Consider the following 25,112-nt stretch of genomic DNA (forward strand, 5'->3'; position numbering starts at 1 on the left):
CACCCGCGCGGCCGGTGGTCAGCCCTGCACGATGTACGCGGTCAGCTGGTCGTGGTCTTCCTGCAGCTGGTTGATCCGGCTCTTCACCACGTCGCCGATGCTGACGATGCCGACCAGCTCGCCACCGTCGACCACCGGCACGTGCCGGATGCGCCGTTCGGTCATCAGGACGGTGAGGCTGTCGACCGAATCACGCGGGGTGCAGGTGAACACCTCGCTGGTCATGATCTCCGACACCGGCGCGGACAGCAGCTCGCCGCCCCGGTCGTGCAGCTTGCGCACGACGTCGCGCTCGGACACGATCCCGGAGATCCCCTCGGGACCGAGCACGACCATCGCGCCCACGTTGTGCTCGGCCAGCGCGGCGACGAGGTCCGCCACCGACGCTCTCGACTCCACCGTGGCCACGGCCGAGCCCTTGTTGCGCAACACGTCAGCGATCCTCATGGGCGCCTCCCGATCTCCGCCAGAGCCGGTGCTACCCAGCTCAGGCTAGTTCGCCGGGCACGTGATCGGCAGATCCGCGCACGATGAGAGCACTGCGCCGTCACCGCACCTTCAGCTGCGCGGCGGTCAGCAGCACGCCCAGCGCGGTGATCGCGACGAGCACCGCGACGGTCTGCCCGAACCCGCCCAGCGCCGCGCCCAACGCGGGCCCGACCGAGAAGCCCACCGTGCGGACCAGCGTCGTCACGCCTCCGGAGGTGCCCATCAGCTCCGGCGGGGTCCGCTCCAGCAGCACCGCCGCGTGGGGTCCGGCGAACAGCCCGTGCCCGATCCCGATCACCGCCAGCCGCCACGCGAGGTCCCACGGATCGTCACCCGCTCGGAGCAGCAGCACGGTACCGATCAAGATCACGCCACTGCCCACGAGCGCGACCACCCGGTACCCGCAGCGGTCCGCGATCACGCCCGCGATCGGCGACAGCACCGCCATGCCCGCCGACAACGCCAGCAGCACCAGCCCCACCGTCCGCGACGGCAGGCCAACCAACACGTAGGGCACGACGAAGTTCAGCGCGCCCACCCCCGCGACGATCAGCGGCAACGCCGCCAACGGCAGCGCCAGCGACGGCCGCCGCAGCACGCGCGCACCGTGCACCAGCGACTCCACCACCAGCCGTCGACCCGGCCACGGCAGGCCGCGCCCGTCCGCCGCGATCCCGCGCCGGCCCACCAGCACCGCGACCGCCACCACCGGCAGGTTGACCAGGAACACCGACCGCCAGCCGAACAGGTCGGTCAGCAGCCCGCCCACCGCGGGCCCGGCCACACCGCTCAACGGGATCAACGTGAGCACGATCCCCATAGCGCGCGCTCGGTGCTCGGGACGCACGTTGGCCGCGATGATCGGCATGGTCACCGCGCCGATCAACGCGCCGAACGCCCCTTGCAGCGCCCGTCCCACCAGCACCACCTCGGCGTTGGGCGCGATCGCGATCAGCAGGCTCGTCGCACCGAACCCGCCGACCGACAGCAGGAACGCGGGCAGGTGCCCGGCCCGGTCCAGCCACCGCCCCGCCGGGAGGCTCAACGCGATCAGCGGCAGGTTGTAGGCCAGCAGCACCCACTGCGTCACCGTGGGACCGGCGCCGAGGTCCGCGCCCAGCACCGGCAGCGCGACCGCGACGGCGGTGAGGTCGAGCGCCGCCAGCACGACGCCCGACGAGACCGCCAGCACCGCGCCCCACCGCGTCCGCGCCAGGACGGCGGTCACACGACCACCCGACCGGCCAGTTCCGCCAGCGACCCGGCCAGCGCCGCGCGCAGCCCGTGGTCGAGCAGGCGGTCGTGCTCGTCGAACTGGCGGAACGCGTGCCCGACCGCCACCGGCACGCCCAGCACCGACGCACCGGCCGCGGCCAGCACCCTCCGCAGGTCCCGCTGCGCCGACGCGGCGCCGTGCGGGCTCGGGCTCGCGCCGACCACGGCGACCGGCTTGCCGGTCAGCACTCCCGCGCCGTGCGGCCGGGACGCCCAGTCCAGCGCGTTCTTCAGCTGGCCGGGCACCGAGCCGTTGTACTCCGGCGTCGCGATCAGCAGCGCGGTGGCCGACGCGACGGCCTCCCGCAGCGCCGCGACCGCGGCCGGCACCGGGCCGTCCTCGGTGTCCTCGTCGAACGGCGGCACCGACGCCAGGCCGTCCCACAGCGCCAAGCGCACCCCGTCCGGCAACTCGTGCCGTGCCGCGGCCAGCAGCCTCCGGTTGACCGACTGCCCGCGCAGGCTCCCCGCGATTCCCAGGATCTCCATGCCGTCAACGGTCGGGCTAAGGCACCCCGCCGGGCATCGGGCACGAGCCCTATTCGAACAGCCTCAGCCGGTGCGCGGTCGCCGCCGCCTCCACCCGGTTGGACACGCCGAGCTTGCCCAGGATGTTCGACACGTGCACGCTCGCCGTCTTCACCGAGATGAACAGCCGTTCGGCGATCTCCCGGTTGGCCAGCCCGTCGGTGACCAGGCGCAGGATCTCCACCTCGCGCGCGGTGAGGCCGAACCGGGCCCGCTGCGACCCGCCCTCGCCGGTCAACGTCACCCGCGCCCGTCGCGCCAGGTCGGCGACCCGGTCCCGCAACGGCGTCGCGCCCAGCCCTTCGGCCAGCTCCGCCGCCCGGCGCAGCGCGTCGGCGTCCCGCGTTTCGGACGCCAGCCCGAACAACGCCTCGGCGTGCCACAGCGGCTGGCCCAACGCCTCCCACGCCTCGACCGCGGCCCGCCACTCGCCCCGGCACGTCGACGCCCACGCGGCCTGCACCGGCCCCGCCACCGGCAGCTCCGGCACCGCCACCCCGAGCCGCGCGCCCACCGCGGCCAGCGGCCAGGAGAACCGGGACGCGATCCGCGCGTGCGGCAGGTCGAACGCGGCCCGCACCACGGCCGCCGCCTCCTCCGCGCGACCCCGCGCCACCCGCACCTCGGCCTCAAGCCGCGGCAGTTGCAGCGGGTCCTGGATGAACGGCGTGTCCGCCAGCTCGCGGGCCCGGGTCAACGCCCACTCGGCCCGGTCCACGTCGCCGCGGCGCACGTCCACGAACCCCGCCAGGCACAGCAGGTGCGCGTGGTAGACGGCGGGCGGCGCGTGGTCGAGGGCGTGGTCGACGCACTCCAGCGCCTCGTCCCACCGGCCCGCCGCGATCAGCGCCCTGGCCAGGTCGACGGCGTGCGAGGCGCCCGCGGACCGCGCCAGCCCCAGTTCCCGCGCGGTCCGCAGGCCGAGCCGGGCCAGTTCCTCGGCTTCCGCGATCCGCCCGTACGCCTCGTTCAGCGACGACTCGCAGTGCAGCGCGCGCAGCCGCACGCGGTGCGCGGCGACGTTCTCCGCGATGGCCCTGGCTCGCCGGAGCCGGGGCAACTGCGCGTCCAGGTCACCCAGCCGGGCGTCCAGCACGGCCAACGTGATCAGCGCCGCGGCCTCGGACGGGTCGTCGCCGGCGTGGTGGGCCGCGCCCAACGCCTCCTCGGCGACCTCACGTGCCTCGTCCGGGAGCGGCACCGCCATCAGGCGGGCGGCCAGCGAGTTGAGCAGGTAACCCCGGATCGGGTGACCCTCGGGCGCCAGCCGCACGGCTTCCCGGTGGTCCGCCGACGCACCGGGCCTGCCCAGCTGCGCCCGCAGCCGACCGCGTTGCTCCAGCACGGCCGCGTACCGGATCCGCTCGACCTCCGGGTCCAGGTGTGCCAGCAGCTCGCTGGTCAGCTCCTCGCCGCGCTCGTGCTCGCCCGCGCGGCTCGCCGCCTCACCGGCCGACTCCAGCACGGTGAGCCGGTCGACACCGAGGTGCGAAGCGTTGTCCCACAACGACAACACGCGGTCCAACATGGCCAGCTGCTCGGCGTAGGCCAGCGCCCGGCGGGCCACGCCGGCGGCCTCCCACGCGGCGGACACCGCGCCCGCGACGTCACCGGCCGCGTACCGGTGGTGGGCCAGCTCGGCGGCGGCCGAACCCGGCAGCGCGGCGGCGTACCGCGCGTGCAGCTCGACCCGTTCGCCGGGGAGCAGCCGCCGGTAGACCGCGTCGCGGATCAACGCGTGCCGGAACGCGTAGCCGTCACCGTCCACGACCATCACCCCGCCGTCCACAATGGACCGCATCGGCGTGACGTCGTGTACCTTGCCCAGCAGCTCATGGGAAACGCTCCGCCCACCGACCGCAGCGGCACGCACGAGCGCGACGGCGTCCGGCGGCAGCCGTTCGACCCGGCTGAGCAGCAACTCCTCCAGCGACAGCTCCGCCGCGCCGTCCACCAGCGCCTCGACGAACAGGGGGTTGCCCTCGCTGCGCCGGAACACCGCGAGCGCGGACACCGGATCCGGTTCCGCGCCGAGGATGCCGCGCAGCTGGGCGCGCACGTCCCGGGCGGACAGCCGGGGCAGCTCGAACCGGCGCACCCACGGCACCCGGCTCAGCTCGGCCAGCAACGGTCGCACCGGGCCGCCCAGCTCGTCGGACCGGTAGGTCACCACGACCAACGACCGCGGCACGGCGCGCTGGTTGCGCACCAGGAAGTCGAGCAGGTCGCGGCTGGAGCGGTCCAGCCAGTGCGCGTCCTCGACCACGAGGACCACGGGCCGTTGCTCGGACAGCCTGGCCAACAACGACAGCACGCCCTCGAACAGCCTGGGTCGCGCTTCGTCGCCAGTCGGCTCGGTGTGGGAGGTGGGCAGCAGCGGTGCGAGGTCGGCGCGTTCGGCGTCCGCCACCGCGACACCGCGCAGCGCCGCGACGAACGGCGCGAACGGCAGCCCGTCCAACTCGACGCAGCCGCCCAGCAGCACGGTGGCGTCGAGACCGGCGGTGAAGTCGTCGAGCAGCCGGGACTTCCCGACGCCCGCCTCACCGCCGACGAGCACCGTCGCGGGCGCGTGGTGGAACGCGCCCGCGAGGTGCCCGAGTTCGGCCGACCGCCCGACCAGCTCCGGGCTCACCAGGTGTGCGCTCATGGCGCACCGGAGACTAGTCGGGCGGCGTCGGCCTATCAGCCGCCGCTGGTGCGCCGGAACACGCGTCGTCCCACGAACGTGTTCTGGTGCGGGCGGCCGGGGATCTTGTTCACGCCGTCGTTCTTCTGGGCGTGACCGCGGCGGGCCGCGCGGTTGAGCGGAACGGCGGTCTGCTCCGGCTCCGCCTGCTCGACGTCGTCGGCCTGCGGGGTGTCCTGGTCGGTCATGTTTGCCTCCTGGGGTGTGGCGAAGTCGCTGGTCAGCGACGCCGCATGGCGTACTGGCGCGGGTTGGCGACAGCTCGGCCACCGCCGAAGCGCGGGTGCACCGCGCCGTTCGAGCGGGCGCCGCGGCGTGCGGCGCGGTTGGTCGGCTGACCGTCGTGTGGTGGTTCGTTGCGCATGGTGGGCATGCGATCGCCTCCTCGGTGTTCGAGGCGTGCAAAGGGCTACGACCCGTGATGCGACACGGTCGTGAGAAGAGCCGCTGGGGCCACCAGGAGAAGAGCGCGGCACGGCCCGAGGCCGGTGCGGCGCTGGAGGAAGAAGTCCTCAGAGGTAGATCTGGAAGAACATGGTCATGACGTTAGCCTGCTTCACGCCGCGGCGCCAATCCTTTTCCCCGACCGGTCCGGACCTCGTCCGCCGCGACCACGTCACGGCGGGCGTCATCGCCAGTGCGGCGGCCGGGAACAGTGCCCCGAGCACGAGCCAGCCCGCCACTCCCCCGCCGAGCACCAGCGTGGAGCAGCAAGAGGCCAACGGTGCGCGCGACGGCCGTGCCCGTGCCGTAGAAGCCCTGGTACTGGCCCTGCTTGCCGGCCGGTGCGAGGCCGAACCCGATCTCCCACGAGCCCGCGCCGTGCAGCATCTCGCCGACGACCTGGAGCCCCGCCGCCGCGACGAGCACCGCCACCGCCACCCGCGCGGTTCACTCGATGTGGTCGTTACTCGCTGATGTCGACGATCTCGCCGTCGATCACGGTGCCTTCCACGACCGCCGGAACGTCCTCGCGCTCGGTGAAGAAGCGGGAGGCGAAGGCGCCCACGGCGCGCGTCGTGACGGCGTCGAACGTGCCACCGATCACCCCACCCACCAGCGGCACGCCCTTGGCCAGGGTGACGGTCGCCTTGCTGGTGCCGTACTTGGCCAGCAGGGTGAAGCCGACCCGCTTGTTGATCTCGCGGATGAGCTGGGCGGGGATGCGTTCGATCAGGTTCATGGTGAGCCTGGAGCCCACCTTGATGCCCGCCTTCTTCAGCAGCTCGCCACCGGCGTTGCCGAGCAGGCACACCAGGATCGCGGTCTGCACCTCGTCGCTGTCCAGGTCGTGCCCGTGCACGGCGGCGATCGAGGCGATCAGGTGCGTCTGCACCAGGTAGGACGCGGTCAGGTTGGCGGGCAGGGTGACCGGCAGCGTGATCAGGCCGCCGACGTTCGTGGCGAACCCCTGCACCCCCGCCGCCGCCACGTGCGTCCGGATCAGGTGCTTGATCGCCTCCTCGGGCGTCAACCCCTTCTCCAACGCCTCCACGGCCATCTGCCGGGCGCCCTTGAACGGCCCGAACCCGTTGATGCCCACCTTGAGGAGGTGGTCAACGGCACTTTGCTGCACCCTGGTGATCGCACCCGGTTCGTCCACCATGCCACCGAGGTTACGCGGCGGCCGATCGGGTAGCCGTGGCCCATGGACATGTCTTCGTTGGGAGAGCTGGTCAGGCAACGCGGCCCGTTCGCGTCGGTCTACCTGGACGCCTCGCACGACACCGAGGACGCGGCCAAGGCCATGGAGCTGCGCTGGCGCGGGGTCCGCGAGGAACTGGCCCGGCAGGGCGCGGACGACGCGACGCTCGACGCGATGCAGGAGGCGGTGCTGTCGCCGGTGCCGGGCAGGTCCGGCCGGGCGCTGGTCGCCGCGCACGGCAGGCTGCTGCTGGACCGGGTGCTGCCGCGTCCGCCCGCCGTGGAGACCGTGCGCTGGTCGGACCTGCCGCTCCTGCTGCCGCTGGCGACCTGGATGGAGCCCTCGGTGCCGCACGTCGTCGTGCTGGTCGACCGGGCGGGCGCGGACCTGCACGGGTACGACGGGTGCGGTGAGCGGGCGACCGAGGTGCACGACGAGGTGCGCGGCGAGGAGTACCCGCTGCACAAGGTCCGCAGTGGCGGCTGGTCGCACCGGCGGTTCCAGAACGCCGTGGAGGAGACGACCAGGCGCAACGCGGCACTGGTCGCCGCCGAGGTGGACCGGCTGGTGACCGACCTGGACGCCCGGCTGCTGGTGCTGGGCGGCGAGGTGCAGGCGCGGGCCGAGGTGCGCGAGGAGCTGAGCCCGCGCTGCCGCGACGTGCTGATCGAGGTCCAGGGGGCGACCCTGGCCGAGGGCGCCGACGACGCCGCGTTCGACCAGGCCGTGCGGTCGCTCGTGACCCAGTACCAGTTCGACCTGGACAACGACGTGGTGGAGGAGTTCACCGCCGAGGCGGGCCGACCGCACGGCCGCGCGGTGCAGGGCCTGGCACCGGTGGTGGAGGCGTTGCGCGAGGCGAAGGTGGCCGCGCTGCTGGTGTCGGACCCGGCGCTCGGCGACCGCACCGTGTTCTCCGGCGACGACCCCGCCCAGGTCGCGCTGAAGGAGAACGAGCTGCGCGGACTCGGCGTCGAGCACGTCGGCGAGCACCGGGCCGACGAGGCGCTGGGCACGGCCGCGGCGGCGACCGGAGCGCAGATCGTCGTCACGGACGCCACCGGCCTGCGCGAGGGTGTCGGCGCCCTCTTGCGCTACTGACGCCGAACGGCTGGTCGGAGCGCCACGCAGGACGCTCCGACCAGCCGTTCGTGGTGCTCAGACCGCCGCGGCGACGACGTCCTCGGCCGGGTTCTTCTCCAGCTCGATGACCTTCTTGTCGCGCCGGCTGCGCTTCTCCAGGTACGTGGCGAGCCACGTGAGCAGCAGGCACATCGAGATGTAGAGCGCGGCCACCACGATCGTGACCGGGATCAGCGGCCGGCCGAACTCGAAGTAGCTGCCGATGTCGCGGGCGAAGTCCAGCAGCTCGTCGTAGGTGATGAGGAAGCCGAGCGCGGTGTCCTTGAGCAGCACTACGAGCTGGCTGATGATCGCAGGCAGCATCGCCCGCACCGCCTGCGGCAGCAGCACGTTCGTCATCACCTGCGTCTTGCGCATGCCCACCGCGTAGGCCGCCTCGCTCTGCCCGCGAGGCAGGGACAGCACGCCCGCGCGGAACACCTCGGCCAGCACCGAGCCGTTGTAGAGCGTCAAGCCGAGCACCACGGAGTACAGCGGCGGACCGGGCGACACGCCGTAGTGGAAGACGAAGATCAGCACGACCAGCGGCACCGCGCGGAACAGCTCGACGACCAGCATCGACGGCACGCGGATGATCTTGTGGTCGGAGAGCTGGCCCGCGGCGAACACCGCGCCGAAGACCAGCGCGAACACCGCGCCGAGTCCGAACGCCTTGAGCGTGTTCAGCAGCGCGTCGACCAGGCTCAGCTGGATGTTCACGTACTCCAGCCACGACCACTTCTTGCCCTCGAACTGGCCGGTGGCGGCGAACCGGTAGAGAACGAAGCCGATCAGGCCGGCCACCACCACGATGGTGAGGGCCGCGTAGAGGCGGTGGCGCAGCCGGGCGCGCGGCCCGGGGACGTCGAACAGGACCGAGCTCATCGGGCGATGCTCCACCGCTTCTCAAGGCTGCGCTGCAGCAGGGTCATGGGGATCACGAGCACGATGAAGAACGCCGCGACCCACAGCAGGCCGATCAGCTGGTTCTCGCCTCGCTCGGACAGGTTGAGGCTGATGGAGCCCGCCTGGAACACCGAGAAGCCCGCCGCGATGGTGGTGTTCTTCAGCAGCGCGATCATCGTGCTCATCATCGGCGGCACGACCGCGCGCGTCGCCTGCGGCAGCACCACGGAGCCCAGCATCTGGCCGAACGTGAGCCCCAGCGCGCGGGATGCCTCCGCCTGGCCGACCGGCACGGTGTTGATGCCCGAGCGCACGACCTCGCACACGAACGCCGCCGTGTAGAGGATCAGCGCCATGAGGGCCGCGCTGAAGTAGTAGCTGGCCGCCGAACCGCCGAACGTGTCCGCGTTCACGATCTCGAGCAGCGGGAACGCCAAGGCGAAGAAGAAGAACACCAGGGTCAGCGGCGTGTTGCGGATCAGCGTCACGTAGGTGGTGCCGATCGCCCGCATCACGGGGACCGGCGCGACCCGCAGCATCGCCAGGATCGTCCCCAACACCAGCGACCCGACCGCGGAGATCAGGAACAGCTCGACGGTGTTGAGGAACCCGGGCCCGTACAGGTCGAGGTTGTCGAGCAGGACGTCCATCGGCTTCCTCGGCTAGGTGGGTGTGGTGCGGCCGGCCGCCAGGACATCGACGGCCGGCCGCGGAGCTGGATCAGTAGCGCTCGAGCACGGGCTTCTGGGCCGTGGAGCCCGACTTGCCCAGGGTGGCGTCGTAGGCCTTCTGCCAGTCGCCGCCGCTGATGGCCGCGTCCAGGATGTCGTTGACCTTGTCGCGCAGCGCCTTGTCGTCCTTGGGCAGGCCGATGCCGTAGGGCTCGTTCGAGAACGGCTTGCCGATGACCTTCAGCGTGGTCGGCGACTGCGAGGCGTAGCCCTTGAGGATCGCGTCGTCGGTGGTGACGGCGTCGACGGCGCCCTGCTCCAGCTGCTCGACGCACAGCGAGTACGTCTGCAGCTCGACGATGTTCTCCGGCTCGGTCAGGCCCTCGGACTTGACCTTCTGGATCGGCGTGGAGCCGGTCACCGAGCAGACCTTCTTGCCCTTGAGCGTCTCGGGGCCGGTGATCTCGTTGTCGTCCTTCTTCACCAGCAGGTCCTGACCGGCGGTGAAGTACGGGCCGGCGAACGCGACCTGCTGCTTGCGCTTGTCGTTGATCGTGTAGGTGCCGACGTAGTAGTCCACGTCACCGTTGATCAGCGCCTGCTCACGACCGGCCGAGGGGATCGCCTTGTAGTCGATCTTGTCGTCGGCGAAGCCGAGCTTGGCCGCGACGAGCTTCGCGATCTCGATGTCGAATCCGTTGAACTTGCCGCTGGTCGGGTCCTTGTAACCCAGGCCGGGCTGGTCCTCCTTGACACCGATGACGACCCGGCCGCGGTTCTTCATCTTGTCGAACGTCGGCGAGCCGTCGACCTTCACGTCGGTGGCGACCTGCTGAGGGGGCGCCGTGCCCGTGTCGCCGGGGCCACCCTCCTTGCCGCACGCGGTCAGGGCGAGGCCGCCGGCCAGCAGCGCCACCGCAAGGGTGCGAACCCTCATCGTCTTACTCCTGCTCTTCTTCGGTAGAGCGGCGCCAGGCTCAGCGCCGCGGTCGTGGGACTTCAGTGGGTCAGGATCTTGCCAAGGAAGTCCTTCGCGCGGTTGGACTTCGGCGCGGAGAAGAACGACTCCGGCGTCGAGTCCTCGACGACCTCGCCGTCGGACATGAAGATCACCCGGTCCGCGGCCTTGCGGGCGAAGCCCATCTCGTGGGTGACCACGAGCATGGTCATGCCCTCCTTGGCCAGCGTCGTCATCACGTCCAGCACCTCCTGGACCATCTCGGGGTCCAGCGCGGAGGTCGGCTCGTCGAACAGCATCACCTTGGGCCGCATCGCCAGGGCGCGGGCGATCGCCGCGCGCTGCTGCTGCCCACCCGACAGCTGGGCGGGGTACTTCTCCGCCTGGTTCGCGATGCCGACCCGCTCCAGCAGCTCCATGGCCGTCTTGCGGGCCTGGGCGGTCGGGGTCTTGCGGACCTTCACCGGCGCGAGCATCACGTTGTCGACGATGCTCTTGTGGGCGAACAGGTTGAACGACTGGAAAACCATGCCGACGTCGGCGCGCAGCCGGGCGAGTTCCTTGCCCTCGGCGGGCAGCGGCTGGCCGTCCACCTCGATGACACCGGACTCGATCGGCTCCAGCCGGTTGATCGTGCGGCACAGCGTGGACTTGCCCGAGCCGGACGGCCCGAGCACCACGACGACCTGCCCCTTCGGCACCTCGAGCGTCACGTTCTTGAGCACGTGCAGAGGTCCGAAGAACTTGTCCACGCCCGCCATCCGGATCATCGGCGGAGCAGGAGTGGCGGCGGTCATCAGTCCTCCAGTAGGGGTTCCTGAGCGATGGCGGAAACCTAGGTGTGAAGCACCACACCAGTCCAGGCGGTTGAGCAAGACTTAGGGTCTCAACTCTGTCACAGGGTGGCGACACTTATCGGGGAGGCTCCACGGTGCGGGTGCTGTTGGTCGAGGACGACGACCGCGTGGCAGAAGCGCTGGTGCCGGCACTCACCCGGCGCGGTTTCACAGTAGACCGGCAGGCAACCGGCCGGGGGACACTCGATCGGTTGACCGGGGTCGACGTGGTGCTGCTCGACCTGGGTCTGCCCGACGTCGACGGCGTCACGTTGTGCCGGCACATCCGCGCGGCGAGCGACGTGGCGATCATCGTCGTGTCGGCCCGCGGCGAAATCGACGACCGCATCCTCGGCCTGCACGCCGGCGCGGACGACTACCTGGTCAAGCCCTACGACGTGGGCGAGCTGGTGGCCCGCGTGCACGCGGTGCGGCGGCGGCGCGGCGACCCGGTCGGCGTGGGCGGCACCGGCACGGAGGTGTTCGAGGTCGCCGACGTGCGGGTCGACCTGGGCCGGCACGAGGTCACCGTGGCGGGTGAACCGGTGGCTCTGTCGCGCAAGGAGTTCCAGGTGCTGGCGCTCGTGGTGGCGGCGGGTGGCGCGGTGTGCACCCGGGAGCGCATCCTGGCTGAGGTGTGGGGACGCACCTGGGCGGGTGCCAACCGGACGCTGGACGTGCACGTGGCGACGTTGCGGACCAAGCTCGGGCGTCCTTCGTTGCTGGAGACGGTGCGCGGTGTCGGGTACCGGTTGAGCGGGGGCTGAGTGCGGTCGCGGCTGCTGGGCATCGTGTTGACGCTGGTCGTGCTGGTGCTGCTCGGCCTCGGCGTACCGCTGGGTCGCGGCGTGGCCCAGGCCGAGCAGCAGGAGATGTTCCTGGACCGGCTCACCGACACCACGCGGTTCGCGTCGGTGGCGCAGCGGCCGTTCATCGACGACCAGCCGGAGGTGCTCAAGCCGGAGCTGCGCCGCTACCACGAGCTGTACGGCATCCGGGTGGCCCTGCTGGGGCGGGACGGGCAGGTGGTGGCCGCGTCGTCGGACGACGTGGACGTGACCTCGCCCGAGGTGGCCGACCTGGTGCGCGGCGCGCTGGCCGGTCGCCAGCCGGTCGCGCCGGAGGTGGTCATGCCGTGGGAGTCGACCGAGCTGGTGCTGGCCGAGCCGGTGCTGGAGGCGGGCGAGGTCCGGGGCGCGGTGGTCACGTTCTCGCCGACGACGAAGACGCGGGTCGAGGTGCTGCTGTGGTGGTCGGCGCTGCTCGGCGGCAGCCTGCTGGTGCTCGCGCTCGGCGTGTTCGTGGCGTTGCCGCTGGTCCGGTGGACGTTGCGGCCCGTGCGGCGGCTGGACGACGCGACCGGGCGGCTGCTGGCGGCGGTGGTGTCCGGGCAGCCCGTCGAACCGGTCGGCTCGTCGGACGGCCCGCCGGAGCTGCGGCAGCTGTCGCGGTCGTTCGACCAGATGGCGGCCAACGTCGGTGACGTGCTGGCGGCGCAGCGCGCGTTCGTCGCCGACGCCTCGCACCAGCTGCGCAACCCGCTGACCGCGCTCAAGCTGCGGCTGTCCAATCTGGAAGACCACGTGGTCGGCGAGGGCGCGGCGCACCAGGCGGCGGCGCTGGACGAGGCCAACCGGCTCAACCGGATCCTGGACGAGCTGCTGTCCATGGCGCGGGCGGGCGCCCAGTCGGTCGACCCCGTGCCGGTGGACGTGGACCGGGCGGTCGCCGGCCGCCTGTCGGCGTGGCAGCCCGCCGCCGCGGCCCGCGAGGTGCACCTGGTGCTCGACGGCGAGCCCGGCGGCACGGCGCTGGTGCCGCCGCGCGGGGTGGAGACCGTGCTGGACGCGCTGCTGGACAACGCGCTGAAGTTCACCTCGGACGGCACCCTGGTGCGCGTCGACGTGCGACGGAGGGACGGCGTGGTGCGGTTGTCGGTGGGTGACGAAGGCCCGGGGCTGGCACCGGACGAGCTGGACCGCGCCACGGACCGGTTCTGGCGCAGTCCCGCCCACCAGAACGTGCAGGGCTCCGGCCTGGGGCTCGCGCTCGTGCGGCAGATCGTGGAACGGGTGGACGGCACTGTGCGGCTGGAGTCGCCGGAGGGCGGCGGGCTGCGCGTGACCGTGGAGTTCCCCGCGGCGTGAGTCGGGACGTGACCGCGGTCAGGTCGTGACGGCCACGCCTTCGGGCCGGTCGCCCACGGTGAACGGGGCGGCGGGCTTGCCGCTCACGGCGTCGATGACCGAGACGGTGTCGGACCCCGTGTTGGTGATGTAGACGAAGCTGTCGTCGGGCGCGGCCCCGGAGCCCTCGGGCATGCGCTGGACCTTGACCACGTCGAGGGGTTTGCCGCCGGGCCCGAGGATGCTGACCGTGTCGGAGCCGGTGTTGGCGACGTGGACCCGGCCACCGGGTGTGACGGAAACGCCGAGGGGCGCGTTCCCGACCTTGGTGACCTCGGTGGGGCGGTTGCTGCCGGTGTCGATGACGGTCACCGTGTCGTCGCCGGTGTTGGCCACGTACAGCCGCTTGCCGTCGAACGAGAGGGCGATACCCGATGGGAAGACACCGACCGGGATGGTGTCCACCGGTGTCTGCGACCGGGCGTCGATGACCGTGACGCTGTCGCTGCCGTTGTTGGTCACGTAGACGCGGGAACCGTCTGGGCTGGCGACCGCGCTGTGCGGGAACCGCCCGACCGGGATGGTCTTCACCGGCGTGTTCGTCGCGGTGTCGACGACCGTGACGTTGCCGGAGCCGAAGTTCGTCACGTAGGCGTGCGTGGGTGTGGCCGCGACGCCGAAGGGGTTGGCCCCCACGGGCACGGTGGCGACCACGGCGAGCGACCGGGTGTCGATCACGGAGAGGGTGTTGGACGACTCGTTCGTGACGTAGACGCGGTGGCCGGACGGGTGCGCGCCGACGCCGGTGGGGTAGTCGCCGACCCCGATGGTGGCCGTCACCTTGCCCAGGCGCGTGTCGTACGCGGTGACGGTGTCGGAGCCGCTGTTGGCCACGAACACCTGAATGCGCGTCGGCCATCTAGGTGAGGCATCGAAACCGGTGCCGGCCAGCACGGCGAGCACCGCTACGGCGACTCCCGAACGAGGGAATCGCGATCGGGCAACGAACGAAGAAGACGCCGCTTAAATGCGCGCGCGTACCGAATTAACGGACATGAGCTCCCCGTATCGGCGTGGAACTTCGCACGGGACTCCGCTGGTCCCGCGCCTGCTGTCACACTAACGACCCAACGCGGAAAAGTGCCGCACGGGCCCGCGCTTGACCCCGACTTGGGCGAGCGCCCACGCCTGCGGATTCCACCGTAGGAATGACGCGAGGTCGTTAAACCTTTACGTCCCGGTAATAGCGCATGGCGCCGGGGTGCAATTCGATCGGAGTGGTCTCGATCGCCGAGCGGACCTCGATCGACCTGGCCACCGGGCTCGCCGCGACCAGGGCGGGCTGCGCCTGGAACAGGCCCCTGACCAGGGCTTCCGCCACGTCGTCCGACATCGTGTCGTTCACCAGCAGGAAGTTGCGCACCACCAGCGTGACGACCGGGCCGCCTTCGAGCCGGTAGGCCGACGCGGGCAGGGTCGCCGAGCCGTACACCGGGAAGTCCTGGCGCAGCTTCGGCAGCACGTCGCTCAGGTCGAGCATGCTCAGCCGCACCGTCGTGGCCAGCGTGGTGACCGCGGTCGTCGGCACACCGCCGGACCAGAAGAACGCGTCCAGCGCACCGTCGCGCATCGCGGCCGTGCTGGTCTCCAGGTCCATGTACTGGACTTTCAGGTCCCGCTCCGGCGAGATGCCCGCCGACGCCAGCAGCCGCTCCCCGATCAGCTTCACCCCCGAGTCGCGCGCTCCGACGCTCACCCGCAGGCCCTTCAGGTCGGCCAGCTTGGTCACCCGCAGGTCGCCGCGCACCACCACCTGGAAGTAGTCGTCGTGCATCCGGGCCAACGCGTACAGCTTGTGGCCCTCCGGACCCTTCTGCTTGTTCTCCGCCGCGTCCGCCGCGGAGAAGCCGACCTGCGCCTGGTTGGTCCGCAACCGGTCCAGGTTGTCCACCGAGCCGGCCGTGCTCGCCACCTGCGGACGCGCGATGCCCGGGTCCCGGGTCCACGCCTCGGCCAGCGCCGTGCTCAACTGGTGGTAGACCCCCGCGGGACTGCCGGCCGCCATGGTCAGCTTGACGTGGTCGAAGTCGTCACCGCACGCGCTCAACGACAGGGTGGCCAGGGCCAAGGCGGCCCCGACCGCGTGCAACCGCAGCAGCGTTCCCGACACCTGCGCATCGTCGCACGTCCACGCTCTACGCTGGACCCGACGGAAGGACTAGGTGCAGTGACTCGCAGTTACCAGATCCGCACGTTCGGCTGCCAGATGAACGTGCACGACTCCGAGCGCCTGGCCGGCATGTTGGAGGACGCGGGCTACACGCCCGCCGAAGGCGACGCCACACCGGACGTCGTCGTGTTCAACACCTGCGCCGTGCGGGAGAACGCCGACAACAAGCTCTACGGCACGCTCGGCCACCTCGCCCCCGCCAAGTCCGCGAACCCCGACATGCAGATCGCCGTCGGCGGCTGCCTCGCGCAGAAGGACCAGGGCGAGATCGTCAAGCGCGCGCCGTGGGTCGACGTGGTCTTCGGCACGCACAACATCGGCTCGCTGCCGGTGCTGCTCGAACGCGCCCGGCACAACCGCGAGGCCCAGGTCGAGATCCTGGACTCGCTGGAGACCTTCCCCTCGACGCTGCCCGCGCGCCGCGACTCGGCGTACTCCGGCTGGGTGTCGGTGTCGGTCGGGTGCAACAACACGTGCACGTTCTGCATCGTCCCGTCGCTGCGCGGCAAGGAGAAGGACCGCCGTCCCGGCGAGGTGCTGGCCGAGGTGCAGGCGCTCGTCGACGAGGGCGTCCTGGAGGTGACGCTGCTCGGGCAGAACGTGAACTCCTACGGCGTCGAGTTCGGCGACCGCTACGCGTTCGGCAAGCTCCTGCGCGCCACCGGCGGCATCGAGGGCTTGGAGCGGATCCGCTTCACCTCGCCGCACCCGAAGGACTTCACCGACGACGTCATCGCCGCGATGGCCGAGACGCCCGCCGTGTGCCACTCCCTGCACATGCCGCTGCAATCGGGCTCGGACCGCGTGCTCAAGGAGATGCGCCGCTCGTACCGGACCACCAAGTACCTGTCCATCCTGGACAACGTCCGGGCCGCCATGCCCGACGCCGCCATCACCACGGACATCATCGTGGGCTTCCCCGGCGAGACCGAAGAGGACTTCCAAGCCACTCTGGACGTCGTCCGCGAGGCCCGCTTCTCGTCCGCGTTCACGTTCCAGTACTCCAAGCGCCCCGGCACCCCCGCCGCCGACCTGCCCGACCAGCTGCCCAAGCAGGTCGTCCAGGAGCGCTACGACCGCCTGGTCACCCTGGTCAACGACATCGCCCACGAACTCAACCGCGAGCAGGTCGGCCGCAAGGTCGAACTGCTGGTCGCGTCGGGGGAAGGTCGGAAGGACGCCGAGACCCACCGGATGACCGGGCGCGCGCGGGACGGCCGCCTCGTCCACTTCACCCCGGGCGACGCCCACGTGCGCCCCGGTGACGTCGTGGAGACCGTCGTGACTTACGGCGCGCCGCACAACCTGATCGCCGACGGCCCGCTCCTGTCACACCGCCGGACCAAGGCGGGTGACCGTTCCGAGGCCGGTCTGAAGCCGAAGACACCGGGCGTGACGCTCGGTCTGCCGTCGTTCGGCAAGCCCGAGCCCCTGCCTGCGGTGGTCGGCGGGTGCGCGGTCTGATGAACGCGAACGAACCGGACGACCTGGCCAGCCTGCGGGAAGAGATCGACGGAGTAGGACGTTCGGCGGCCAAGCGCTTCGACCCCGGTGCCGGGGCGCTGACCATCGCCATCGCCGCGCTGGCGATCCTGGTGTCGCTGATCCTGCCTTGGACCGATGGGATCCAGGGCTTGCGCGTGCTGTTCGGTGAGGGCAAGGGGCTGCCCCAGCTGTTCGCTTACGCGGCTGTGGTGGTGGGGGTGCTGCTGCCTGCGTTGACGTTGGCCGTGCGGCGGTGGGCGTTGGCGTGGATCTGCGCGCTGGCTTCGTTCGCCGCTTCGGTGGCTGGGGTGTTGTCCATTTGGACGACCCAGACGACGACTGGTCACCACCCTGGGCCGGGGCCTGGGCTGGGGTTGATCCTGGCCGTGGTGGCGGTGGTGGTGTTGTTGGTGAAGTGGCTGAAGCTGGCTGCTTCCCGGCCGCCGATGCAGTGACGGCACGGAGATTCAAGCCCGAGGTCTGTGGTTTCGTTCCGGCTCGATTCCGGTCCCGTTGTGCATCCCGTGGGCATAGATACGCCTTCGAGCAATCCACTCAAGAGGGCGCTAAAGAAATGCTAATGCAGCCGGGCAGACCCAGCTAGGCCAGTGATGCCGCCCTGCCTGCACACATCGGACCGGAGCGGGACCGCAGAGGCCCGATTTTACATGGGGTTCGGGTGCTTTAGGCTGGTCGAAGCCGGCAGGCCTGGCGGGACGCTTTTCCCCGCCGGGCCTGCCGGCTTTGGCCTGCCTGGAGTACCCGTAAGGGGCCCCATGTCAAATCGAGCCGGACTTGATCATCGAGCCGGACTTGAGGAATCGACCCGCAGCTAAACCGCCGACTCCGACCGGACCGACCGACCGACCGGACCGACCAAATTCAATTACCGACTGGCCACGGCCTGCTCAGCCGCTGCCAACCACTCACGCCACTGCTTGGCCTGCGCCTCAGCCTGCTCGGCCCGCCGCTTGTCCCCGGCCGACCGCGCCTTCTCCGCCTGGGCCTCGAACTGCTCCACCCGCTCGCGGAACTGCGCGACCCGAGCCTCGGCCTCCGGGTCGGACTTGCGCCACTGCGCGTCGACCGCGCCCCGGACCCGCTCCTCGATCGTCCGGAGCTTTCCTTCCAGCTCCCGGACCCGCTCGCGCGGCACCTTGCCGATCGCGTCCCACCGCTCCTGGATCTTGTAGAGCTGCTGCCGAGCAGCCTCCAAGTCCACCGACGGGTCGATCCGCTCGGCTTCGGCGAGCAGTTCCTCCTTCAGCTTCGCGTTGGCCGAGAACTCGGCGTCACGCTCGCTGAACGCCTCCGACCGCTTGGCGAAGAACGCGTCCTGCGCGGCCCGGAAACGCTGCCACAACGCGTCGTCGGCCTCCTTGGGCGCACGCCCGGCGGCCTTCCACTCGACCATCAGCTCCTTGTACCGACCGGCCGTGGGGCCCCAGTCGTCGGACTCGATGAGCTTCTCGGCCTCTTCGACCAGTTCCTGCTTGCGGTTCTTGGCCACGCTGCGCTGCCGGTCCAGGTCGGCGAAGTGCGACCCGCGCCTGCGGTTGAACGCGTCACGCGCCTTGGAGAACCGCCGCCACAGCTGCTCGTCGGTCTTGCGGTCGACCCCGCGAATGGTCTTCCACTCGTCCAGGATCTGCCGCAGCCGGTCGCCCGCCGCCTTCCACTGGGTCGACTCGTTGGCCAGTACCTCGGCCTCCTCGACCAGCTCCAACTTGCGCGCGCCCGCCGCCGCCCGTGCCTCGTCCTTGGCGGCCTTCGCGGCCTCCAGGCCCTTCTCGGCCAGGACCAGCACGTACTCGACGCGTGCGGCCAGGGCGGCGAGGTCACCGACCACCGCCGCGTCGGCCAGGCTCTCCTGGACGTGCTTCGCGCTGGTCATCGCGTGCTTGGGGTCGCCCGCGCCGGAGGACAGCCGCGTCACCAGCAGCTCGACCTCGGTGCGGATGTCGTCGAACCGGCGCGCGAAGTGCGCCAGGCCCTCGGCGGGCTCGCCTGCCTGCCAGGAACCGACGACCCGCTCGCCCTCGTCCGTCTTGACGTAGACGGTGCCGTCCGCGTCCACGCGCCCCCAGCGGTCAGGGTGGTCCGACGCCACGGGGACCGGCGGTGGCGCCACGACCGGCGTCGCTTCCACCCGGGTCTCCTCGACCACCGCCCCCGCACCACTGTCGCCAGTGGTTCCCGGTGTCGTCTCGTGCTCCGTCATCGCCGGCTTCCTCCTCGCCTGCCCACTTCGTGGTGCCCGTGCCGACCACGGGCGCCCCGCCTACGACGGGGCCCAGCACCCGAGTACCGCGACGCTCCCTAAGAGTGCCCAGTACCTCGCGCGCATTCAAACAGGTCAAGGCTCGCATCGGTACCGGTGGTGGCCGATGAGTAGCGTGGACTGCCATGATCTCGCGCCTGGTGGTCGTGCCGCACCCTCCGCTGCTGGTGCCCGAACTGGTCTCCGGGGCCGCGGCGGACACCGAACCGGTGCGCTCGGCGTGCCTGGACGCGGCCCGGGACCTGGCCGCCCACTCCCCCGACTGGGTGGCCATCGGCGTCGACCCGTCCGGCCCGCGGACCGTCGAGGGCGTCTCCGGCACGTTCCGCGGCTTCGGGGTCGACGTGCGGGTATCCCTGGCGGCCTCCCCCGCCTCCACAGACCCGACCGACCCGACCGACCAGACGGACGACGACCTCCCCCTCCCCGCCCTCATCGCCGCCTGGCTGCGCGAACGGGTGGGCGCCCGCACGGTCCGCGTCCACCTCGTCCCACCCGACCTGCCCACCTCCGACTGCGTCGCCCTCGGCCGACGCCTGGCCGGCTCACCCGCCGTGCTGATCCTCGGCGACGGCTCCCACCGCCACGGCGACCTGGCCGTGGGCCGCCCCGACGACCGCGCCGGCCCCTTCGACGAGGACGTCCGCAAGGCGCTGGCCACCGCCGACACCGCCGCCCTGCGCGCCCTCGACCCCGGCACCGCCGCCGAACTGGGCGCCGAAGGCCGGGCCGCGTGGCAGGTGGCCGCCGGCATCCCGGGCCCGTGGCGCTGCACCCGGTCCTCGTTCCAGGTCCCGTTCGGCGTCGGCTACCACTTCGCGGTCTGGGAGGCTTGAGGGCGTGCGCACCCCGATCCCCATCGCCGTCGTCGGACCCACTGCCACCGGCAAGTCCGACCTCGCCGTGCGGCTGGCCGTCGAACTGGGCGGCGAGGTGGTCAACGCCGACGCGATGCAGCTCTACCGGGGCATGGACATCGGTACGGCCAAGATCACCGAGCCCGAGCGCCACGGCGTCCCCCACCACCTGCTCGACGTGCTCGACGTGACCGAGACCGCGTCCGTGGCCGCCTACCAGCGCGAAGCGCGCTCCGCCATCGAACGCCTGCTCGCCGAGCACCGCACCCCCGTCCTGGTCGGCGGCTCGGGCCTGTACGTGCAGGCCGTGCTGGACGACCTCACGTTCCCCGGCACGGACGAGAAGATCCGCACCCAGCTCGAACAGGAACTGGCCGTGTTCGGGTCGGAGACGCTGCACGGACGGCTGGCACAGCTCGACCCGGCCGCCGCGCTCGCGATCCTGCCCAGCAACGGCCGCCGCGTCGTCCGCGCGCTCGAAGTGATCGAGCTGACCGGTCAGCCGTTCTCCGCCACCCTGCCCAAACCGGGCCCGGCCCGCTTCGGCACCGTGCTCGTCGGCCTCGACCGCGACGTGTCCGAACTGGACGAGCGGGTCGACGCACGCGTCACGCGCATGTTCGACCAGGGCCTGGTGGACGAGGTGCGCGCCCTGGAGGCACGCGGCCTGCGCGACGGGCGCACGGCGTCCCGCGCGCTGGGCTACCAGCAGGTGCTGGCCGCGTTCGACGGCGAGTACCCGCTGGACGAAGCCGCCGCCACGACCGCGCAGGCCACCCGGCGGTTCGTGCGCAAGCAGCGGTCCTGGTTCCGCCGCGACCGGCGGGTCACCTGGTTCGACGCCGGCTCCGCCACCCTGGCCGAGGACGTGCTCAAGCTGGTGGCACCGTAGCCTGGTGCCCGTGGGGATCGAGTTTCTGAAGGGCCACGGCACCGAGAACGACTTCGTCGTGCTGCCCGACGCGGACGGCCTGCTGGACCTGACCGAGTCGCGGGTGCGCGCGCTCTGCGACCGGCGGCGCGGCTTGGGCGCGGATGGCGTGCTGCGGGTCGTGCGGCCCGACTTCGGCCCGTGGTTCATGGACTACCGCAACGCCGACGGCTCGATCGCCGAGATGTGCGGCAACGGCGTCCGGGTGTTCGCGAAGTACCTGGTCGAGGCCGAGTTGATGCCTTCGGGGGAGTTCACCGTGGGCACGCGCGCCGGTGAGCGGCACGTCACCGTGCACGACGACGGCACGGTGACCGTGGACATGGGTCGGGTGCTGGTCACCGGCACCGGCACGGCCACGGTCGGCGGCAGCGCGTTCGGCGGTGTCGCGGTGGACGTCGGCAACCCGCACCTGGCGTGCGTGACCGAGGTGCCGGTCGCGGAGCTCGACCTGAAGCTGCCGCCCGGTCACGACCCGGTGCAGTTCCCGCACGGCGTGAACGTGGAGTTCGTCAACGTCCTCGACGACGGCGCCCTGCGGATGCGCGTGCACGAGCGCGGCGTGGGCGAGACCCGGTCCTGCGGCACGGGCACCGTCGCCTCGGTGGCGTCGTGGCTGTACGGGACGGGTCGGCGCACCGGCAAGGCCACTGTGGACGTCCTCGGTGGACAGGTGTCCGTGGTGATCGAGGAGGAGGGCTCCACGCTCACCGGCCCGGCCGTCCTGCTGGCCCGCGGCGAACTCGACCAGGCCTGGTGGGACGCGCTCTAGAGGTCGAACACCTCCAACCTGCCCAACCGCGCGCCCGACACCACCTCGGGCTGCGAACTGGGCGCCGTGCAGCAGACCAGCCTGCCATCCACGATCGCGACCGCGAAGCAGACCTGACCGGTCTCCACCTTCCGGGTGATCTCCCCACCCTCCTCCACCCGGAACACGAACGGCTGGAGCGCGGGCGCGACCCACACACCGCCGTCGTCGTCCACCGCGATGCCGTCCGGCGCGATGCCGTGGTCGCGCAAGAACGCGAACACCCGCCTCCCGGACAACCGGCCGTCCGGGTCCACGTCGAACACCGTCAGCCCGAAGGCCAGCGTCTCGGCCACCACCAGCCGGCCGTCCGGCAGCAACCCCATCCCGTTCGGGAACTTCAGGTCCTCGGCGGCCACCTCGACCGACCCGTCCGGCCTGACCAGCGCCAACGGCGTGCCGGGCGCGACCCAGTCCGGTTGCAGCATCGGTGCCTCGCCACCAGCCGCGATGGCGGCGTGCAGGTCGAAGCCGAAGTTGCCGACGTACGCGCGGCCGTGCGCGTCGACCAGCATGTCGTTGGCGTGGAAGGTGGCGACGCCGTCCAGGTCGGCGTGCTCGACCAACGCACCGCCGTCCTCCAGCCGCAGCACCTTGCGGTCCTTCATCGACACCACGAGCAGCCGCCCGTCCGGCAGCCAGCCCAGCCCCGAGGGCTGCTCCGGCACCTCGCAGACGACCTCCTCCTCGCCCGTGCCCAGGTCGAGCGCCCGGACCTCGTGGTCGTAGAAGTCCGAGTAGTGCAGGCGCCCGTCCGGCCCCTGCCGCGGGCCCTCGCCGAACCGGAGACCTTCGCGCAGCACGGTGGTGTCAGCCATGCCGCTCGACGCTAGTGATCACGGGCAGGTCCCGCATCGACCGCAGCGGTGACAGGAGTACCCAAACGACGGACAAGAGCATCCCCACCGACGCGATCCACAACGTGTTCCGCACGCCGACCCACTCGGCGAGCGCTCCGCCCGCCACCGCGCCCACCGGCATCGCGCCCCACGCCAGGAACCGGACGCTGGCGTTCATCCGGCCGAGCAGCCGGTCCGGGCACAACGCCTGCCGCAGGCTGACCTGGGCGACGTTGTAGACGACCACGCCCGCCGACGTGACCAGCGTGGCGACCGCGAACAACGCCACCCGCCACCCCCGCTCGGCCAACGGCACCAGCACCCACAGCGGCTGCGTGACCAGCAACGACAGCCACACCAGCCGCACCTGCCCGAACCGCGCCAACCGACCGGCGACCAGGCCCGCCAGCGCGCCGCCGGCACCACCCACCCCCAGCAGCACCGCGGCGACCGTCGTCGACAACGCCAGGTCGCGCAGCAGGAACAGCACGTTGACCGCGCCCCACATGGCGTTGGTGAGGTTGAACCACGTCGTGCAGAACACCACCGGCCGCAACAGCGGGTGCCCGAACACGAACCGGAGCCCTTCCGCCATCTCCGCCCGGAGCGCGCGCTCGCGCCGCTCCACGGCCCGTTCAGGCGTCCGCACGCCCCGCAACAACAGGGCGGACACCAGGAACGACACCGTGATCGCCAGCACGGCGTTGGCGCTGCCCAGGAACTGCACCAGCGGCCCGCTCACCGGCCGCCCGGACAGCCGCGCCACCTGCTGCGTCGACACCAGCCGACCGTTCGCGCCGGTCAGCCCGTCCCGTTCGACCAACGTCGGCAGGTACGCCTGTGACGCCACCTCGGAGAACACCGTCAGCACACCGGCGACCAGCGCGGCCGCCAGCACGTGCCCGAACGTCAGCGCGCCCAGCCACGCCGCGACCGGCACCGTGGCCAGCACCAGCCCGCGCCCGACCGCGCTCCACACCAGCACCGGCCGCTTGCGCACCCGGTCCACGTAGACGCCCACCGGCAGCCCGATGACCAGGAACGCGGCCGTGCCCGCCGCGGTCAGCACCCCCACCTGGAACGCCGACGCGTCCAGCGCCTCGATCGCCACCACCGGCAGCACGAAGGTGTAGACCGCGATGCCGAACTGGTTGACCGCGTCGCTGACCCAGAACAGCCGGAAGTCACGCGGTAACGGCATCTGGTTTCCTCAGCGGCGACAGCACCACCCACAGCACGGACGTCGCCTGCAACGCCATGCCCAGCGCCAACGTGGCCGTGATGCCGATGCCACCGCCGAGCACGCCGCCGACCAGGGCGCCCAGCGGCATCGAGCCCCACACCACGAACCGGATGCTCGCGTTCATCCGGCCGAGCAGGTGGTCCGGGCACAGGGACTGCCGGTAGCTGACCTGGGCGATGTTGTAGACCGTCGCCCCGTACGCCACCGCCGCCTCGCCGATGAGCACGAACACGATCCGCCAGTCCGCCGCGCCGAGCGGGACGAGCACCCCGAGCGGCCACGTGACCAGGCCGGACAGCCAGATGACCTTGGTCTGGCCGAAGCGCGCGTTCCACCGGTTCACGGTCAGCGCGCCCAGCACGCCGCCGATGCCCGCCGTGCTGAGCACCAGGCCCACCACACCCTCGGACAGGCCCAGCTCGCGGACCAGGAACAGCACCAGCACGGCCGCCGCCATGCCGCCGAAGAAGTTCGCGGTGCCCGTGCAGCCGACGATCGCGCGCAGCGACCGGTGCCCGAAGACGAACCTCAGGCCCTCGGCGATCTCGTGCACCAACCCGGGCTTGTCCGGCTGCCGCGGCGGCGGCTCCTCCGTGCGGATGCGCAGCAGGAACAACGCCGACACCAGGTAGCCGACCGCGGTGGCCAGCACGCCGATCGCCGCGCCGACCAGCTGCGCCACCCCACCGGCCGCGGCCGGACCGGACACCTCCGCCACGGCCCGGCTGGCCTCCAGCTTCGAGTTGCCGTCGACCAGCTGCTCGCGCCCGACCAGGGACGGCAGGTACGACTGGTAGGCCACGTCGAACATGACCGTGGCCGCGCCGACCAGCAGGGCTACCACGACGAGCTGGGCCAGCGTGAGCACGCCCAGCCACCACGCCAACGGCACGGACAGCAGCAGCGCCGCTCGGGTGAAGTCGGCGACCAGCATCACCGGGCGGCGCCTGAGCCGGTCCACCCACACCCCGGCGGGCAGCCCGATCAGCAGGAACGCGGCCGTGCCCGCCGCCGAGAGCACGCCCATCTCGAACGGCGTGGCGGCCAGCGCGCCCACCGCGAGCAGCGGCAACACCGTGCGGCCGATCGTGGAGCCGAACTGGCTGACGGTGTCGCCTGCCCACAGCAGGCGGAAGTCGCGATGAGACCAGAGGGACACGGCGGGAAGTCTCGCGGGAGTGATTGGAAAC

Annotated in this window: 26 protein-coding genes; 8 read left to right on the forward strand and 18 right to left on the reverse strand. The window is 71.6% G+C overall.

The genetic code is table 11. The annotated features are described in order from the left end of the window. Positions 1-18: 18 nt before the first annotated feature. The 8 genes from B0I31_RS08670 to B0I31_RS08700 form a co-directional block, all read right to left on the reverse strand. Positions 19-447: a CBS domain-containing protein gene (locus B0I31_RS08670; protein ID WP_106614831.1), complete on the reverse strand. Its 429-nt coding sequence runs from the start codon at positions 445-447 to the stop codon at positions 19-21. A 100-nt stretch (positions 448-547) separates the two neighbouring features. After that, a complete protein-coding gene (locus B0I31_RS08675) occupies positions 548-1,717 on the reverse strand; it encodes an MFS transporter (protein WP_106614832.1) in 1,170 nt (389 codons plus the stop codon). After that, positions 1,714-2,253 (reverse strand): NADPH-dependent FMN reductase, encoded by a 540-nt coding sequence (locus tag B0I31_RS08680; protein WP_106614833.1) that lies wholly within the window; start codon positions 2,251-2,253, stop codon positions 1,714-1,716. The genes B0I31_RS08675 and B0I31_RS08680 overlap by 4 nt, the downstream gene beginning before the upstream one ends. Positions 2,254-2,302: 49 nt before the next feature. After that, a complete protein-coding gene (locus B0I31_RS42520) occupies positions 2,303-4,942 on the reverse strand; it encodes an ATP-binding protein (RefSeq protein WP_106614834.1) in 2,640 nt (879 codons plus the stop codon). A gap of 35 nt (positions 4,943-4,977) precedes the next feature. After that, positions 4,978-5,169 carry a hypothetical protein gene (locus B0I31_RS08690; RefSeq protein ID WP_106614835.1) on the reverse strand — a complete coding sequence of 64 codons (192 nt, stop codon included), beginning with the start codon at positions 5,167-5,169 and terminating at the stop codon, positions 4,978-4,980. Positions 5,170-5,201: 32 nt separating this feature from the next. Continuing rightward, positions 5,202-5,354: a hypothetical protein gene (locus B0I31_RS40475; protein ID WP_181320066.1), complete on the reverse strand. Its 153-nt coding sequence runs from the start codon at positions 5,352-5,354 to the stop codon at positions 5,202-5,204. A gap of 173 nt (positions 5,355-5,527) precedes the next feature. Next, positions 5,528-5,857, reverse strand: coding sequence for a hypothetical protein (locus B0I31_RS08695; RefSeq protein WP_219910648.1), 330 nt, complete (start codon positions 5,855-5,857; stop codon positions 5,528-5,530). 31 nt (positions 5,858-5,888) lie between these two features. Then, entirely contained in the window at positions 5,889-6,587 is a 699-nt protein-coding gene (locus B0I31_RS08700) for an EcsC family protein (RefSeq protein WP_106614836.1), read from the reverse strand. Between the two features lie 48 nt (positions 6,588-6,635). On the opposite strand from B0I31_RS08700, the gene B0I31_RS08705 reads away from it, so the two are divergent. Beyond that, positions 6,636-7,727 carry an Rv2629 family ribosome hibernation factor gene (locus tag B0I31_RS08705; protein WP_146173783.1) on the forward strand — a complete coding sequence of 364 codons (1,092 nt, stop codon included), beginning with the start codon at positions 6,636-6,638 and terminating at the stop codon, positions 7,725-7,727. A gap of 57 nt (positions 7,728-7,784) precedes the next feature. On the opposite strand, the gene B0I31_RS08710 is transcribed toward B0I31_RS08705, so the two are convergent. From B0I31_RS08710 to B0I31_RS08725, 4 genes are all read right to left on the reverse strand, one after another. Beyond that, positions 7,785-8,633: an amino acid ABC transporter permease gene (locus tag B0I31_RS08710; RefSeq protein WP_106614838.1), complete on the reverse strand. Its 849-nt coding sequence runs from the start codon at positions 8,631-8,633 to the stop codon at positions 7,785-7,787. Then, positions 8,630-9,304, reverse strand: coding sequence for an amino acid ABC transporter permease (locus B0I31_RS08715; RefSeq protein ID WP_106614839.1), 675 nt, complete (start codon positions 9,302-9,304; stop codon positions 8,630-8,632). Before B0I31_RS08715 ends, B0I31_RS08710 begins: the two co-directional genes overlap by 4 nt. A 70-nt stretch (positions 9,305-9,374) precedes the next feature. Then, a complete protein-coding gene (locus tag B0I31_RS08720; RefSeq protein ID WP_106614840.1) occupies positions 9,375-10,262 on the reverse strand; it encodes a glutamate ABC transporter substrate-binding protein in 888 nt (295 codons plus the stop codon). A 62-nt stretch (positions 10,263-10,324) separates the two neighbouring features. Next, positions 10,325-11,053 carry an amino acid ABC transporter ATP-binding protein gene (locus B0I31_RS08725; protein ID WP_181320118.1) on the reverse strand — a complete coding sequence of 243 codons (729 nt, stop codon included), beginning with the start codon at positions 11,051-11,053 and terminating at the stop codon, positions 10,325-10,327. Positions 11,054-11,214: 161 nt separating this feature from the next. Here B0I31_RS08725 and B0I31_RS08730 point away from each other — a divergent pair, with 161 nt between their 5' ends. Both B0I31_RS08730 and B0I31_RS08735 read left to right on the forward strand, forming a co-directional pair. Then, on the forward strand, positions 11,215-11,886 hold the full coding sequence (locus tag B0I31_RS08730) for a response regulator transcription factor (RefSeq protein WP_073886595.1): 672 nt from the start codon (positions 11,215-11,217) through the stop codon (positions 11,884-11,886). Further along, positions 11,887-13,266 carry a sensor histidine kinase gene (locus B0I31_RS08735; protein WP_106614842.1) on the forward strand — a complete coding sequence of 460 codons (1,380 nt, stop codon included), beginning with the start codon at positions 11,887-11,889 and terminating at the stop codon, positions 13,264-13,266. A gap of 18 nt (positions 13,267-13,284) precedes the next feature. Here B0I31_RS08735 and B0I31_RS08740 read toward each other — a convergent pair whose 3' ends face one another. Together B0I31_RS08740 and B0I31_RS08745 are read right to left on the reverse strand one after the other, a co-directional pair. Beyond that, positions 13,285-14,208 carry a YVTN family beta-propeller repeat protein gene (locus B0I31_RS08740; protein WP_106614843.1) on the reverse strand — a complete coding sequence of 308 codons (924 nt, stop codon included), beginning with the start codon at positions 14,206-14,208 and terminating at the stop codon, positions 13,285-13,287. A gap of 259 nt (positions 14,209-14,467) precedes the next feature. Beyond that, positions 14,468-15,415 (reverse strand): TAXI family TRAP transporter solute-binding subunit, encoded by a 948-nt coding sequence (locus B0I31_RS08745; protein WP_245949767.1) that lies wholly within the window; start codon positions 15,413-15,415, stop codon positions 14,468-14,470. Between the two features lie 57 nt (positions 15,416-15,472). Between B0I31_RS08745 and miaB the strand changes: the two genes are divergently transcribed. Continuing rightward, entirely contained in the window at positions 15,473-16,939 is a 1,467-nt protein-coding gene (miaB, locus tag B0I31_RS08750) for a tRNA (N6-isopentenyl adenosine(37)-C2)-methylthiotransferase MiaB (protein WP_181320067.1), read from the forward strand. Continuing rightward, positions 16,939-17,415 (forward strand): Rv2732c family membrane protein, encoded by a 477-nt coding sequence (locus B0I31_RS08755; protein ID WP_106615380.1) that lies wholly within the window; start codon positions 16,939-16,941, stop codon positions 17,413-17,415. The genes miaB and B0I31_RS08755 overlap by 1 nt, the downstream gene beginning before the upstream one ends. A gap of 431 nt (positions 17,416-17,846) precedes the next feature. Here B0I31_RS08755 and B0I31_RS08760 read toward each other — a convergent pair whose 3' ends face one another. Continuing rightward, positions 17,847-19,181, reverse strand: coding sequence for a DUF349 domain-containing protein (locus B0I31_RS08760; RefSeq protein ID WP_106614845.1), 1,335 nt, complete (start codon positions 19,179-19,181; stop codon positions 17,847-17,849). A 185-nt stretch (positions 19,182-19,366) separates the two neighbouring features. Here B0I31_RS08760 and B0I31_RS08765 point away from each other — a divergent pair, with 185 nt between their 5' ends. From B0I31_RS08765 to dapF, 3 genes are read left to right on the forward strand one after another with little or no spacing between them, the layout of a single operon-like run. Further along, positions 19,367-20,077 (forward strand): class III extradiol dioxygenase subunit B-like domain-containing protein, encoded by a 711-nt coding sequence (locus B0I31_RS08765; protein WP_106614846.1) that lies wholly within the window; start codon positions 19,367-19,369, stop codon positions 20,075-20,077. A 4-nt stretch (positions 20,078-20,081) separates the two neighbouring features. Further along, positions 20,082-20,990, forward strand: coding sequence for a tRNA (adenosine(37)-N6)-dimethylallyltransferase MiaA (gene miaA / locus B0I31_RS08770; protein ID WP_219910649.1), 909 nt, complete (start codon positions 20,082-20,084; stop codon positions 20,988-20,990). 10 nt (positions 20,991-21,000) lie between these two features. Beyond that, complete coding sequence (dapF, locus tag B0I31_RS08775; RefSeq protein ID WP_106615382.1) at positions 21,001-21,801, forward strand: diaminopimelate epimerase; 801 nt, start codon at positions 21,001-21,003, stop codon at positions 21,799-21,801. Here the strand turns inward: dapF and B0I31_RS08780 are convergent. Genes B0I31_RS08780 through B0I31_RS08790 form a run of 3 tightly spaced genes read right to left on the reverse strand, consistent with a single transcriptional unit; the run spans position 21,798 to position 25,081 of the window. Next, complete coding sequence (locus B0I31_RS08780; RefSeq protein ID WP_106614847.1) at positions 21,798-22,658, reverse strand: SMP-30/gluconolactonase/LRE family protein; 861 nt, start codon at positions 22,656-22,658, stop codon at positions 21,798-21,800. The two genes, dapF and B0I31_RS08780, sit on opposite strands and share 4 nt — an antisense overlap. Further along, entirely contained in the window at positions 22,651-23,880 is a 1,230-nt protein-coding gene (locus B0I31_RS08785; RefSeq protein WP_106614848.1) for an MFS transporter, read from the reverse strand. The genes B0I31_RS08780 and B0I31_RS08785 overlap by 8 nt, the downstream gene beginning before the upstream one ends. Next, positions 23,864-25,081 carry an MFS transporter gene (locus tag B0I31_RS08790; RefSeq protein ID WP_106614849.1) on the reverse strand — a complete coding sequence of 406 codons (1,218 nt, stop codon included), beginning with the start codon at positions 25,079-25,081 and terminating at the stop codon, positions 23,864-23,866. The genes B0I31_RS08785 and B0I31_RS08790 overlap by 17 nt, the downstream gene beginning before the upstream one ends. Positions 25,082-25,112 lie beyond the last annotated feature (31 nt).

The sequence above is a fragment of the Saccharothrix carnea genome, assembly GCF_003014735.1.
In the GTDB taxonomy this organism is placed as follows: domain Bacteria; phylum Actinomycetota; class Actinomycetes; order Mycobacteriales; family Pseudonocardiaceae; genus Actinosynnema; species Actinosynnema carneum.

What these genes read in the sequence shown, in the direction of transcription:
- B0I31_RS40475 (WP_181320066.1), bottom strand. Translation starts at nt 5,354, where the DNA reads ATGCCCACCATGCGCAACGAACCACCACACGACGGTCAGCCGACCAAC.
- B0I31_RS08700 (WP_106614836.1), bottom strand. Translation starts at nt 6,587, where the DNA reads ATGGTGGACGAACCGGGTGCGATCACCAGGGTGCAGCAAAGTGCCGTT.
- B0I31_RS08760 (WP_106614845.1), bottom strand. Translation starts at nt 19,181, where the DNA reads ATGACGGAGCACGAGACGACACCGGGAACCACTGGCGACAGTGGTGCG.
- B0I31_RS08680 (WP_106614833.1), bottom strand. Translation starts at nt 2,253, where the DNA reads ATGGAGATCCTGGGAATCGCGGGGAGCCTGCGCGGGCAGTCGGTCAAC.
- B0I31_RS08780 (WP_106614847.1), bottom strand. Translation starts at nt 22,658, where the DNA reads ATGGCTGACACCACCGTGCTGCGCGAAGGTCTCCGGTTCGGCGAGGGC.
- B0I31_RS08725 (WP_181320118.1), bottom strand. Translation starts at nt 11,053, where the DNA reads ATGATCCGGATGGCGGGCGTGGACAAGTTCTTCGGACCTCTGCACGTG.
- B0I31_RS08705 (WP_146173783.1), top strand. Translation starts at nt 6,636, where the DNA reads ATGTCTTCGTTGGGAGAGCTGGTCAGGCAACGCGGCCCGTTCGCGTCG.
- B0I31_RS08765 (WP_106614846.1), top strand. Translation starts at nt 19,367, where the DNA reads ATGATCTCGCGCCTGGTGGTCGTGCCGCACCCTCCGCTGCTGGTGCCC.
- B0I31_RS08690 (WP_106614835.1), bottom strand. Translation starts at nt 5,169, where the DNA reads ATGACCGACCAGGACACCCCGCAGGCCGACGACGTCGAGCAGGCGGAG.
- B0I31_RS08720 (WP_106614840.1), bottom strand. Translation starts at nt 10,262, where the DNA reads ATGAGGGTTCGCACCCTTGCGGTGGCGCTGCTGGCCGGCGGCCTCGCC.
- B0I31_RS42520 (WP_106614834.1), bottom strand. Translation starts at nt 4,942, where the DNA reads ATGAGCGCACACCTGGTGAGCCCGGAGCTGGTCGGGCGGTCGGCCGAA.
- B0I31_RS08715 (WP_106614839.1), bottom strand. Translation starts at nt 9,304, where the DNA reads ATGGACGTCCTGCTCGACAACCTCGACCTGTACGGGCCCGGGTTCCTC.
- B0I31_RS08710 (WP_106614838.1), bottom strand. Translation starts at nt 8,633, where the DNA reads ATGAGCTCGGTCCTGTTCGACGTCCCCGGGCCGCGCGCCCGGCTGCGC.
- B0I31_RS08670 (WP_106614831.1), bottom strand. Translation starts at nt 447, where the DNA reads ATGAGGATCGCTGACGTGTTGCGCAACAAGGGCTCGGCCGTGGCCACG.
- B0I31_RS08755 (WP_106615380.1), top strand. Translation starts at nt 16,939, where the DNA reads ATGAACGCGAACGAACCGGACGACCTGGCCAGCCTGCGGGAAGAGATC.
- B0I31_RS08785 (WP_106614848.1), bottom strand. Translation starts at nt 23,880, where the DNA reads ATGCCGTTACCGCGTGACTTCCGGCTGTTCTGGGTCAGCGACGCGGTC.